Origin of the sequence: Desulfosporosinus nitroreducens, from assembly GCF_023897015.1 — a bacterium.
In the GTDB taxonomy this organism is placed as follows: domain Bacteria; phylum Bacillota; class Desulfitobacteriia; order Desulfitobacteriales; family Desulfitobacteriaceae; genus Desulfosporosinus; species Desulfosporosinus nitroreducens.
In genome coordinates, this window is the sequence record NZ_JAMHFY010000001.1 from 366590 (window position 1) to 379367 (window position 12778).

The 12778-nt window shown below is 44.4% G+C and carries 11 protein-coding genes; all 11 read right to left on the minus strand.

Annotated elements, in window-relative coordinates; all coding sequences use genetic code 11:
- Nucleotides 1-36 precede the first annotated feature (36 nt).
- The 11 genes from M8E35_RS02020 to M8E35_RS02070 all read right to left on the minus strand — a co-directional run bounded on the left by M8E35_RS02020 (nt 37) and on the right by M8E35_RS02070 (nt 12565).
- Nucleotides 37-699: an HD domain-containing protein gene (locus M8E35_RS02020; RefSeq protein WP_073030414.1), complete on the minus strand. Its 663-nt coding sequence runs from the start codon at nt 697-699 to the stop codon at nt 37-39.
- A gap of 3 nt (nt 700-702) precedes the next feature.
- Nucleotides 703-1470 carry an EcsC family protein gene (locus tag M8E35_RS02025; protein WP_252467102.1) on the minus strand — a complete coding sequence of 256 codons (768 nt, stop codon included), beginning with the start codon at nt 1468-1470 and terminating at the stop codon, nt 703-705.
- Between the two features lie 149 nt (nt 1471-1619).
- Nucleotides 1620-1907: a preprotein translocase subunit YajC gene (gene yajC / locus M8E35_RS02030; RefSeq protein ID WP_084110293.1), complete on the minus strand. Its 288-nt coding sequence runs from the start codon at nt 1905-1907 to the stop codon at nt 1620-1622.
- A 191-nt stretch (nt 1908-2098) separates the two neighbouring features.
- The gene (gene tgt, locus M8E35_RS02035) at nt 2099-3217 is read right to left on the minus strand and encodes a tRNA guanosine(34) transglycosylase Tgt (RefSeq protein ID WP_073030416.1); all 1119 of its coding nucleotides are present in this window, start codon (nt 3215-3217) and stop codon (nt 2099-2101) included.
- Between the two features lie 106 nt (nt 3218-3323).
- A complete protein-coding gene (gene queA, locus M8E35_RS02040) occupies nt 3324-4346 on the minus strand; it encodes a tRNA preQ1(34) S-adenosylmethionine ribosyltransferase-isomerase QueA (RefSeq protein ID WP_252467061.1) in 1023 nt (340 codons plus the stop codon).
- Between the two features lie 45 nt (nt 4347-4391).
- Entirely contained in the window at nt 4392-5741 is a 1350-nt protein-coding gene (locus M8E35_RS02045) for a SpoIID/LytB domain-containing protein (protein ID WP_252467062.1), read from the minus strand.
- 292 nt (nt 5742-6033) lie between these two features.
- Nucleotides 6034-7059, minus strand: a complete 1026-nt coding sequence (gene ruvB, locus M8E35_RS02050; protein ID WP_252467063.1) for a Holliday junction branch migration DNA helicase RuvB — start codon at nt 7057-7059, stop codon at nt 6034-6036.
- Nucleotides 7060-7365: 306 nt separating this feature from the next.
- Nucleotides 7366-8544 (minus strand): acetyl-CoA C-acetyltransferase, encoded by a 1179-nt coding sequence (locus tag M8E35_RS02055; protein ID WP_252467064.1) that lies wholly within the window; start codon nt 8542-8544, stop codon nt 7366-7368.
- A 139-nt stretch (nt 8545-8683) separates the two neighbouring features.
- Entirely contained in the window at nt 8684-10081 is a 1398-nt protein-coding gene (locus M8E35_RS02060; protein ID WP_252467065.1) for a GntP family permease, read from the minus strand.
- 160 nt (nt 10082-10241) lie between these two features.
- Entirely contained in the window at nt 10242-10988 is a 747-nt protein-coding gene (fabG, locus tag M8E35_RS02065) for a 3-oxoacyl-ACP reductase FabG (RefSeq protein WP_252467066.1), read from the minus strand.
- Nucleotides 10985-12565 (minus strand): acyl CoA:acetate/3-ketoacid CoA transferase, encoded by a 1581-nt coding sequence (locus M8E35_RS02070; RefSeq protein ID WP_252467067.1) that lies wholly within the window; start codon nt 12563-12565, stop codon nt 10985-10987. The genes fabG and M8E35_RS02070 overlap by 4 nt, the downstream gene beginning before the upstream one ends.
- Nucleotides 12566-12778 lie beyond the last annotated feature (213 nt).

Genomic DNA, 12778 nt, shown 5'->3' on the forward strand with positions numbered 1-12778 from the left:
CAATGTCAATCTGGGGAAAATGGGAAATAGCCTATATTAGAGTAATTTTACATCATTAATCTTTAATTCAAATTTGGTGAGCAGAAATTCGGCTGCTTTACGGGACAAAAGCATCCGGGCCAGAAAAATTTCAAAGTACTCCATTACCGGGCATATCTCAGTATCAATCGTGAGTTCTAAAGCGATTCGTTCCTTCGGATAGACGCGAAGAAAAGATTTTTTAACCGCATAATTAACTCGGTCGTGTATATCAAACTTCGCCAGATCTGGGTTTCGCACTCGGGAACGGTGTACATCCGATTTATCGGCCAGAATCAAAGCTGCCGAAATAACGTTGACAGGGTTCCCGTCCTGCTCATCATGATTACCGATTGCACCAATGATGATCGCAATCTCCTCTGGTTCCATATCATGCCGTTCTAATATCCCGGCCGCGAGAATTGCCCCTGAATGTGCATGGGCGACACGGTTTACAGCATTCCCTATATCATGCAAGTAACCGGCAATGGCTGCCAGTTCGCACTCCCTTTCGGAATGCTCCATCTTTTCTAGAATATTTGAAGCAATATGAGAAACCAAGCCTGCATGCCTAAGCCCATGTTCTGTAAAACCAATCGCAGCAAGATGACGGTTTCCGGCATCAATCAGAGCTTGTACATAGGAATCTGCTTTGACCTCTTGCAGAGTGACCTTTGTCAATTTTTAATTCCCCCCTAAAATTCGCAATCGATAGCAATTTATGCCAATTGTTCCCAGATCATCCACTAAACCGTAATTTGCCCATGCTCCGATTATTGCACCCAAACCCGGTATGAGTTGAAGTGTTTTACGGAAATCGATGGCATCTCGATACTCCCGCTGAAACTGTTCCCAATTGACTTGCTGTAAACTTTCTTTCTCGACTGGCCAGCTTTCTCTGGACTTGTCCCAATTTAGAATGACCTTGTACAGTTCAGGTCGTTTCTCTTGACTAGAAAAGGCTAATTGAAAAACATATAACAAAAAAAGTCGCTCTCGATAATCTTCGGTAGAAAACCCATAAATATGAGCCAATTCAAAGAGAAACTTCATTTTGATGACGATAAGGGCCGGAAAATCAGCAACTGCGAGGGTAAAACCACCCGCACCGGTCCCTGCCCCTTCGGCGGCAGCAATCTTTCTGTATTTGGTTAAAAGCCTCTGAGCCGCTTGATCACGCTCTTGCAGCTTCACTCCATAAATTATGGGACTGTTAGGGATATACTCCAATCCAAAGACGACCGATTTAACTAAACCTTTAACTGTCGCAGTAATTACAGTATGTACTTTTTCGGGGATAATCTTATCATTAATTTTTGTTTGAATAACTTTTGAGGTTCGTTCCACTAATCCCGGCCTTTGCAACAATTTCCTTACCCAACGGTTCAAATCTGCTCGCACATACTCTTCATACGTTTGGTCATTATTTATAGGATCTCTATACAAGGGCAGTATTCACCTCATTTATCATTTTGTATTAAATAAGTTTAAAAGCAAGTGGTCTGTGCCACTTGCTTTTATTCCGTATATATCTTTTCGGGCACTGGTCTTAAATAATCTTTAAGAGAGCTGAGCGCAATAATATATCGCTGTAATGTCTATTATTTCTTATCAAGCTCAATTTCACGGTTTTCTACACTGACAATTCCACTTTTGGCCATTTCAATTTCAACTTTATCCGCAATTTCCAAAATGACGGAATCCTCTTTAACCTTTGTGATTTTACCATAAATCCCGCCTGTTGTTATTACTTGGTCCCTAGTACGAAGGCTACTCATTAAAGCCTGCCGTTTCTTCGCCTGTTTCTGTTGAGGCCTGATCATGAGAAAATACATAATCCCAAAAAAGACTACAAAATATAGGACTAATGTCATTGTTGATTGAGTCACTTTGTAATTCCCCCTTTATTAGTCTCCTGAACTATTCACCATATCCTCGTGAAAATCCTTCCTGATTGCATAAAATTTTAACTTCCTCCGTTAGGATTACTCTATCTGAAGCTTAACCGAACTTATTCAGCGTCTAATTGACCCTCTTCTTTTAGTAATCCGACCTCTGGCTTCTGTCCCTCCGACCTCTGTCATTCGTACCCGTAATCAGAAAAACACTTCTCACGGTACTCTGGCAACCGATCTTCCTTAATCGCTTCTCGAATTTCTCGCATTAAAATCTGAAGGTAACGCAAATTATGAATAGTCATTAGTCTGAGACCTAAAATTTCTTCAGCCTTGAGCAGATGCCTTATATAAGCTCGAGAATAATTGCGACAAGTATAGCAATCGCAGGATGGATCAATCGGACCAAGATCCCGTGCCGATCCGGCATTGCGAACAATCACTTTACCGTAACGGGTCAAAGCTGTTCCATTTCGGGCAATGCGGGTAGGCAGCACACAATCAAACATGTCTATCCCCCGCATAACCCCTTCAATTAGAGCATCTGGAGAACCAACCCCCATAAGATAACGCGGTTTTTCTCTCGGAAGTAAGGGAACCGTATAATCTAAGACTTCGTACATCATCTCTTTTGGTTCTCCGACACTTAAGCCCCCAACCGCATACCCCGGCAAATCTAATTCCGTGATCTCAGCAGCACTTTGACGTCGCAGATCTTCAAACATACCTCCTTGAACAATTCCAAATAATGATTGGGTTTCCGTCGTTGTCAATGTCTCCTTACACCGTTTAAGCCAACGCGTAGTCCTCTCTAAGGAATCCTTGGCATATTCGTGAGTACAGGGATACGGTGCACACTCATCAAAAGCCATTACCACATCAGAGCCAAGAGCCATCTGAACCTGCATCGAGATTTCCGGGCTTAGGAATTGGCGTGATCCGTCGATATGTGATCTGAATTCTACACCTTCTTCCCTGATAGTACGCAGATCTCCCAAGCTAAAGACTTGAAAACCGCCGCTATCGGTGAGAATGGCCCCGTCCCAGTTCATAAAACGATGAAGCCCGCCCGCTTCCCGAATCAGTTCATGGCCCGGACGCAAGAATAGATGATATGTATTACTTAAGATCATCCCTGCCCCAATTTCTTTGATCTCCTCCGGGGTGATAGTCTTTACTGTTCCTTGTGTTCCAACTGGCATGAATACTGGCGTATCCATGATGCCGTGCGGCGTATGCAACTTCCCTAAGCGTGCTCTTGTCCGGGAATCTTCCTTAAGTATTTCCAAATATACGGCGGTCAAACCCTTCACTTCCTTCTTTTTACACTGATCTAAATCTCTGTCCCACTAGGCTTTACACTAAGCACAATTCAGAATGTCGCTGAATTTGAAAAGGCAACTTTCAAATTCATAGAATAAGCATGGAATCTCCAAAACTATAGAACCTGTATCTCTCTTGAACGGCGGTCTCATACGCTTTTAAAATAAGTTCTCGTCCTGCCAAAGCACTGACAAGCATGACCAAGGTAGACTTTGGAAAGTGAAAATTGGTCAAGAGGACATCTACCACCTGAAATGAATAGCCTGGATAGATAAAGATATCCGTCCATCCTTCACCTGGTACAACCTTCCCTTCATGACCCACAGATTCTAAAGTTCGCGCTGCAGTTGTCCCTACAGCGATGACACGGCGTCCTTCTAGTTTTGCCCGATTAATTCGCTCCGCTGCTTCTGAGTCGACACGATAATATTCCGAGTGCATAGCATGTTCACGAATATCTTCAACTTTGACTGGGCGAAAGGTTCCTAAACCTACATGAAGAAGAATCTCCACAATTTCTATACCCGTTTTCTGGAGTTCATCTAAAAGTTTCGGCGTAAAGTGCAAACCTGCTGTAGGCGCAGCGACAGATCCCCGTTCTTTAGCGTACACTGTTTGATAACGTTCTTGGTCTTCCAATTGAGCCGTTATGTAGGGCGGAAGAGGCATTTCGCCGAGCTGATCTAGGATAGTTTCAAACATCCCTGAATAACTAAAATGGATCGTTCTGTTCCCATTTGCTAATATTTCCTGCAGTTCTCCAACTAGCATTCCGTGCCCGAAGCTAACCTTTTGCCCAATCTTAAGTCGTTTGCCTGGTTTAACTAACGCTTCCCATACATCAAGTTTAAGTCTCTTAAGCAAAAGAATTTCAATTTTAACCTCCGTTCCCTCTTTTTCTCCAATCAAACGCGCGGGAATAACGCGAGTGTTATTTAACACAAGGACATCGCCTTTTTTCAAAAGTGAACTCAGATCTCTAAACGTGTGGTGAGCTATCTTTCCACTTTGACGATTAACGACCATTAAACGGGAGGTATCCCGAGGCTCTACAGGATGCTGTGCAATTAAGTCCTCCGGCAATTCAAAATCAAAATCCGAGACATTCAATCTATTCTTCTCCTTCAGTAAGACATGTTTATTATCTTAAAATTATTATCCCTTGGAAATTGAAACATGGTTATAGTAATACGCTATTATTTCTTGATATTTATACCCTAATTGGGCCATATGATAAGCACCCCATTGAGACATCCCTACTCCGTGACCCCAGCCCCGTCCCTCAAAAATAAAGACTCCGAACGGCTGGGGATCAGCACTTGTCCCTAATGATGAACTTAGAATTTTTGATAACAAAGGCCCTTGCTCCTGCTGATTTGGCCTTGTTAATTCTAAAAATCCGGAGTATCCAAAGGACGCGAAAAGCCCGGTGGAATCTAATTTCCCCTGCGAATCGCTTTTGACAACTGCCTGTGCCTCAAATAAGCTTCCCAAAAAAGCTTCCTTTCGAATTGGTTGCCCAAAAGGATAGAACGCTTGAACAAATGCTCTGCCTTTAACGGTCGCAGTCTGTCCAAATTCATCCTCCAGCTTTACACTTTTTACCCTGCCGGAGGGGAATTTGTCAAGTTTAACATCACGTACGGGTCCTAATCCAAACTTTGAGCCCAAGAGCGGAGCGGAAACAATAAAGCGCCAATAATTCACCGCACCCCCAACCCCTTGCGAATAAGGATCAGGATGCGACACATTATGGATGTCTGTATTTCCCCATACATTTTTAGCGTCCTCTGCATATCCACCGCTATGAGAAGAATAGAGTGCATCTATAGGTTCCTCAGTTTGGGCATCTACAATTATCTCCCCGCGCGTAGCCTCGATTGCTTTTGACGCTTCTCCCTCAACACTTATCCCCGCATAGGCCTGATGTATATCTGGAGAATCTGTAATCATTTTATTGCCATTATCAGTCTGTTTGACAAGATAAGTCCGAGCTGCTACAGCCTGAGCCTTAAGCGCCTCAGAGCCTCCGTTAGCCCATTCGTTACTCATCTCAATCGGCACGACTCCTTTTAGGTAGTCTTCACTATCAACTTGATTAATTAACCGCCAATGACCGTCTTGCCAATTAAGTTGTAATCCGCCACGATAAGCAGCCTCTTTACCTTCAGGAGTCTTAACACGAAGACTCCCCGAATTTATACCCTTGATTTCCAAAACTGATCCACTAAAGATTTGAAATTCTTCATGGTTAATCCGCAAGACGGGAGTCCACCCGCCCCAACCGACTTGAAGAGTCGAACCTGCTGGAAACTTACGGGTCACTGTATCCATACTAAGTTGATAGTCGCCTTTTTCAATCTCTATTTGAACCCACCCTGCTTGGCCCAAATTCCATACAAGCTCTACTGAAACCATTTTTGCTTGACACAGTGTTGGCTGAGCCAGCACCAGTATTAATGATACTATCCACAAAAAGGGTAACCGATACATAATCTGAAGCATGTCTTCACACCCTTTTCCACATTAATCAGATAGTCACGTCATGGTGGAAGTTAAGTTTTGCTTATGCTTTCAGAGTGCCCTTTTTGCTTTGCATATATGCTTCGAATAATACTCTTCAATTTCTAGCAATTATCCCCTAGGGTAGTGGGGGACGGTTCTTGAGTTCATTTGGGGTCTGTGAAAGTAAGTAGAAATTGCACGTTCACACACGTTCCCGTTCACTGGCTCGTTGGATGCTGAAGGAATTGTCCCTTAATTTCTGGTCGCTGGGTAGGAACGTCCCTTGTCCCTTTTACTCCGGGAAAAGTACGCTGTCCATCCGACTCTGGGGCAACGAATAGCCTAAATGCTGATAAGCTCTTGCTGTAGCCATTCGTCCACGCGGGGTACGTTGTAAAAATCCCATTTGAAGCAAAAAGGGTTCAACGACATCTTCAAGGGTGATCGATTCTTCTCCTATCGTTGCGGCAAGAGTATCCAGCCCGACTGGGCCTCCGGCGAAGGTCAAAATAATCGTCTTTAGTGCTTTTTGGTCAATCTGGTCTAAGCCCTCGGGGTCAACATCCAAGCGATTCAGTGCTTCTCTGGCTATGGTTTGAGTGACAGCACCGCCCTCCCAAACCAGAGCAAAATCCCGGACTCTCTTTAACAAGCGATTGCCAACTCTTGGTGTGCCGCGGGAACGGCGAGCGATCTCTTCCGCACCGTCGTCGGTAATACTCAAGCGCAAGATACTTGCTGCTCTCAGGACAATATCTTTTAGATCCTCAACCTCATAGAATTCCAAACGACTGATAACCCCAAAGCGATCCCGCAAAGGAGACGTTAACTGTCCTGCACGGGTCGTTGCTCCTACTAATGTAAACGGAGGAAGGGACAAGCGGATTGAACGAGCACTGGGCCCTTTTCCAATCACAATATCCAGACACCCATCCTCCATGGCGGAATACAAGATCTCTTCTGTTGCACTGCTTAAGCGGTGAATTTCATCTATAAAAAGAACATCACGAGGCTCTAAAGCGGTCAGAATCGCCGCTAAGTCCCCAGGACGTTCAATCGCTGGACCGGAAGTGGTGCGAACACTCACGCCCATTTCCGCAGCAATAATATTCGCGAGAGTCGTTTTTCCTAGGCCAGGCGGTCCATATAATAAGACATGATCCAGCGCTTCTCCGCGAGTGGAGGCGGCTTGAATAAAAACACTCAGGTTTTCTTTGACTTTTCTCTGCCCTATGTAGTCACTCAAGCGTTGAGGACGCAGCCCCTCTCCTTCACGATCTGCAGGTTGTTCTTGTGGCGCAACCAGACGCTCAGTCATATTCTATCCCCCTCTCGTCACCAACGAAATTAAATATATTACAGAGCAGGTTTGTTTGCAAATTTCCTTATCTTTGCTAGGCTCCTCTTTGCAATCTTCACGTATAAAACCCTTCATCTCCAACCTAAACTTATTCTCCTTATAAGATAAAACTCCTGCATGCGAAGAAGATATAATCATCAGGTCTCTCTAGATATATACAAACACCTTCAGGTTAACTGCATTCATACAGTCATCACACTACTCTAATACGCAAAAAGTAAGAGCCAAACAATACTTTTGGCTCTTACTCTTAAATACCAAGGGCTATCTTTCGACAACCATAGCCGTACCTTGCCCTCCGCCAATACATAATGTGGCGAGACCTCGTCTTATTTCCCTGCGTTTCATTTCGTACAAGAGTGTTACGAGAACCCGAGTCCCACTGGCGCCAATCGGATGACCTAAAGCGATCGCCCCGCCGTTAACATTGGTTTTATCTGTATAAAGCTGAAGCCCGCGAGCAACTGCAATAGTCTGAGCAGCAAAGGCTTCATTCGCTTCCACAAGATCAATGTCCTCAATAGTGAACCCTGCTTTGGACAATGCTTTGTGGCTGGCTGGAATCGGACCGGTACCCATTATTTTAGGATCCACACCAGCAGAAGCAAAGGATACAATGAAAGCTAGCGGCTGCAACCCTAATTCGACGGCCTTTTCCTTAGACATAACGACCACAGCAGCCGCTCCGTCGTTGATACCTGACGCATTCCCAGCAGTCACTGTCCCTTCCTTTTTAAAGGCTGAACGAAGTTTGGTCAGTGAGTCTAAGGTCGTACCGAACTTCGGATATTCATCTTTATCGAAGACTATGGGTTCCCCCTTACGCTGTGGAATCAGGACCGGAACAATCTCCTCATCAAAAATCCCCGCCTTGATGGCAGCTTCTGCTCGATTTTGACTCTGCACTGCATAAGCGTCTTGCTCTTCACGAGAAATTCCAAACTGTTCAGCGATGTTCTCTGCCGTAATTCCCATGTGAATGTCATGGAAGGCATCCAATAGTCCATCTTGAAGAACAGTATCAATCAACGTCCCATGTCCCAATCGATAACCTGTACGGGCCTTTTCCAGTACATACGGTGCCATTGACATACTTTCCATTCCACCGGCAACGATGATCTCTGCATCTCCCGTCATAATGGCCTGAGCAGCACTCTCGACCGATTTAAGCCCAGATCCGCAAAGTTTATTCAGGGTCCATGAGGGTACCTCTTGAGGAATGCCAGCCTTAATGGCAGCCTGTCGCGCAGGATTTTGACCCAAGCCTCCCTGCAAGACATTTCCCATGATTACTTCATCGACCTGTTCAGGAGTTAAACCGGCCCGTCTAATGGCCTCTTTGATAACCAGTCCGCCTAATTCGATCGCCGGAATTTGTCCTAAAGCTCCTCCAAAGGATCCGATAGGAGTACGAACTGCACTGATAATTACAACTTCTTTCATGATCCAGCCTCCTGTGTTTTTTCGTTACTCCTTCCGGTTTAGCAAAATATCCAACCGGGGATCTTTGTTAAAACTCTCTGAATACCGATTATAATTTTCTCAACAAAGCGTTGTAATTCTTAGGAAGGATCTCTCAAATTTAGTTAAAACCTATAATGCCTTGCAGGAAAATGAGAGCAAAGACAGTAACAACGGGGATAAGCAGAGACGTAACGAAAATATCTTTATATGCGTCCTTATGAGTGAGACCAACGATCCCCAACAACGTGATAACTGCGCCATTATGGGGCATCGTATCCATTCCGCCTGAAGCTACGCTGGCAACTCTGTGCAGGAGTTCAGGATTTACATTGACCCTGGTAGCCCATTCTAAATATTGTTTGCCAAAGGTATCCAGAGCGATACTCATTCCCCCGGAGGCAGAGCCCGTAATACCAGCTAAGGCAGTAACAGTAGCTGCTTCTGAGGGAAGCGGACTGCCGCTTTGTCCAATACCCAATAAAAAATTAGCAATTGATTTAAAACCGGGCAGAGTTTTGATCACATTGCCATAGCCAACTTCAGAAGCAGTATTCATCACAGCCAGCAAAGAACCGATTGTTCCGGCATTGATCGCTTTGGCAAGATTTCCTTTCATTGTTTTAGGATTGATAAGAACCGCAATGGTTATCCCTACTACAAGTGCAATCATTAAGGCCCAGTTATTCATAGTCCCGACAAGTCCTGCTTTGGCAATATTATAAGGTGGTTGACCTACCCAACTCGCGATATCCCAAGCAGGGAAAACAAACTTTTGCAGAATTAGTGTGACGGCTAAGACAGAAACTAAGGGCAGTAAAGCTAGATAGGGATTAGGCAGGTTTTTACCTTCAACTTGATCAGGTTCTTGCAGGGTATGCTGACCATATCCTTCCCCTTTAGCTTGTGCTTGCCGTTTACGATACTCTAACCAAGCCATACCGCCCCCAAAGATCATAAGAGCAGCCAGGGTTCCAAACACAGGGGCAGCATATAAATCCGTATTGAAAAACTTCATGGGAATCGTGTTTTGAATCTGGGGGGTACCTGGTATTGCTGTCATTGTAAACGTAAAGGCACCTAAAGCGATAGTCCCTGGAAGAAGTCGTTTTGGGATATTTGCCTCTCTAAACAGGGAAGCTCCAAAAGGATAAACCGCAAAGGCGACAACAAAAAGGCTAACTCCTCCATACGTAAGAATTGCTGCTGATAAGACCACTGCTAAGATAGCCTGCTTCGGGCCAAGTTTATTGACGATTGCTTTAGCGATCGACTCGGCTGCCCCGGATTCTTCCATCACTTTACCAAAAACGGCCCCGAGAAGGAAGAATGGAAAATATACCTTCAAGTAATTCGCCATATTTGGGAGAAATACTTCTGTATAGGTTGGCATTAAAGCCATGCCGGAAAATACCGCTGCCAACAGAGCAAAAACTGGCGCAAAAAAGATGACCGAAAAACCTCGGTATGCCATGTACATCAGCAAAACTAAACTTAGGATAATTCCAAGAACCGCCAATAAAATGCACCTCCAACTAAATTTTTCTACCCTAGATCCGAAGTGAACATCTGCTTATCTATCCTAAAATGAAGCGCTCCGACCCTGGCCCATTCTTCAGTAATCCTATGAGGCAGAGGCTTCACGATTGCCGCGCCATTCCCTTATCCTGCTTTCAATTTTAGATGAAAATTCCGCCATTTATATCCAGGACCGCCCCAGTGATATATGCAGAGGAGTCTGATGCTAAGAAAAGGGCTGCATTTGCTACTTCTTCAGGTTCAGCAAATCGTCCGACTGGGATCTTTGCTATCAGTGCCTTTAATTGATCTTCAGGGTATTTATTCATCATGTCCGTATTAATATATCCAGGCGCTAAGGCATTACAGGTAATTCCTTTAGTCGCATTTTCAACAGCAGTTACTTTTGTTAACCCAATCAACCCCGACTTTGAAGTTGCATAATACCCAGTTCCGAAGATTCCCATGCGGGCAGTTAACGAGGAAAGATTCACAATTCGTCCATATCCCTGCAAACGCATAGACGGAAGTACCGCTTTCGTGCAGATAAAAGGTCCGGTCAGATTAACCGCCATGACAGCCTCCCAATTGGACAGATTGCCTTTATGAAGCAGTCCGTCCCGATTGATACCAGCGTTATTGACAAGAATATCCACCCTTCCGAAACGTTCGATAATCTTTTCCACCATGCTGTTTACTTCGTTTTCTTTACTCACATCCGCGAGGAACAGCTCAGCCTCCACCCCTAGTTTCCGTAGTTCTTCCACGGCTTCCAAAGCCTTAACTTCATTAAATGAAATATCATTAACTGCAATCTTGGCCCCTTCACGAGCGAAATTAAGAGCAATGGCCTTACCAATTCCTTGACCGCCTCCTGTAATTAGAGCAACTCTATCTTTTATTTTCATTTTGCTACACACCTTCCATTGAGTTCCTGACTTATTTTCATGAGTATTGGATTGAAAAGTTTCGAATCCATTGTTTTTAAGGAATCAGCAATAATGGGCTTAAAATCCATCAGGGCTAAAATGTCCTTTTGAAGATCGATGCCAGGAGCAATTTCTTCAAGCACGAGACCTTCTTCACCCAGCCTGAACACTGCTCGTTCAGTCACAAACAACACCTGCTGTCCTTTCTTTCGCGCATAGTTTCCACTGAAAGTGACATGCTCAACGTCTTGGATCAACTTAGAAATTTTTCCTTCTTGCAGGATGACTAGCTTACCGTCCTTAACCTCTACCTTTAATCCATTAGCAGTAAAGCTTCCACAAAATACAACTTTTTTTGCGGTTTGAGAAATATTAATGAATCCGCCTGCCCCAGCAATGCGTGTCCCAAACCGGCTAACATTAACATTACCGTGTCTGTCCAATTGAGCCATCCCCAAAACCGTGATGTCCAGTCCTCCACCATCATAAAAATCGAATTGATAAGGTTGATCTAAAATACAATCAGGATTAAAACTCGCTCCAAAACTTAACCCTCCAGCAGGAACTCCCCCAATCGGACCGGATTCCACTGTCAATACAAATTGGTCTAAGACCCCTTCTTCCGCGGCAACCGATGCTACCCCTTCAGGAACACCGATTCCTAAATTAACAATTGCTTCTGGGGTTACCTCCATAAAAGCCCTTCTAGCCATGATCTTTCGTTCATCGAGAGAAATCGCTTTAAGTTCTGTAAACGGCAATCGTATTTCACCACTGTAGGAGGGGTTATATTGTTCACCAAACGATTGCATATGGAATTCAGGCTGACTCGCTATTACAATTGCATCCACTAAAATTCCAGGAATTTTGACATCTCTGGCATTAATACTTCCCGCTTGAACGACACGCTCCACCTGTACTATCACAACACCTCCACTGTTTTTAACCGCTTGGGCAATGGAGAGCCCTTCAAGAGTGAGTGCTTCCTTTTCAAACGAGATATTCCCTAATTCATCGGCAGATGTTCCTCTAATAAAAGCTGCGTCAATCGGGAAGGAATGATAGAGGAGATACTCCTTTCCCTTAAAGCTCATGAGTTCCACTAAATCCTCCTGGGTAATCTGATTTAGCTTTCCCCCGCCATGACGTGGATCAACAAAAGTCTCAAGACCAATATGGGTTAAGGTCCCCGGCTTACCGGCTGCAATATCTCGGAAGAGATGGGAGATAACTCCTTGCGGAAAATTGTAGGCTTCAATCTTATTTTCAACAGCCATCTTCCCTAACTTGGGCGCTAGGTTCCAGTGCCCGCCAACAACGCGCTTGATGAGCCCATTATGCGCCAAATGGTTCATTCCCCGATCTTTAGAATCCCCTTGCCCTGCCGCATACACCAAGGATAAATTCTTAGGTAAACCCGTCTCAATAAATCTCTTTTCCAAAGCCATCGTCAATTCTTCTGGATGTCCAATACTGACAAATCCATCAATGGCGACCATGCTTCCATCCTTGATCAACGCGATCGCTTCATCCGCAGTTAAGACCGCCTTCTTCATCGCGATTATCCTCCTGTCAAGCTTTTTAAGTGTCCGTACCTAAACTCTCCTCGCTCCTTCTCATCCTTCTTGCTTCTTCCAGAAGAATCAAAATTTCCACGCAACTTATCTATAAGCAAGATACATGCCAAAAAAATAAAACCCTGAAAGCCTTAGCCTCCAGGGTTTTATAGAAAAGATATTATTTAAGCAGGCAGCAATATGTAGCTATTT

What these genes read in the sequence shown, in the direction of transcription:
- M8E35_RS02055 (WP_252467064.1), bottom strand. Translation starts at nt 8,544, where the DNA reads ATGAAAGAAGTTGTAATTATCAGTGCAGTTCGTACTCCTATCGGATCC.
- fabG (WP_252467066.1), bottom strand. Translation starts at nt 10,988, where the DNA reads ATGAAAATAAAAGATAGAGTTGCTCTAATTACAGGAGGCGGTCAAGGA.
- M8E35_RS02045 (WP_252467062.1), bottom strand. Translation starts at nt 5,741, where the DNA reads ATGCTTCAGATTATGTATCGGTTACCCTTTTTGTGGATAGTATCATTA.
- M8E35_RS02070 (WP_252467067.1), bottom strand. Translation starts at nt 12,565, where the DNA reads ATGAAGAAGGCGGTCTTAACTGCGGATGAAGCGATCGCGTTGATCAAG.
- ruvB (WP_252467063.1), bottom strand. Translation starts at nt 7,059, where the DNA reads ATGACTGAGCGTCTGGTTGCGCCACAAGAACAACCTGCAGATCGTGAA.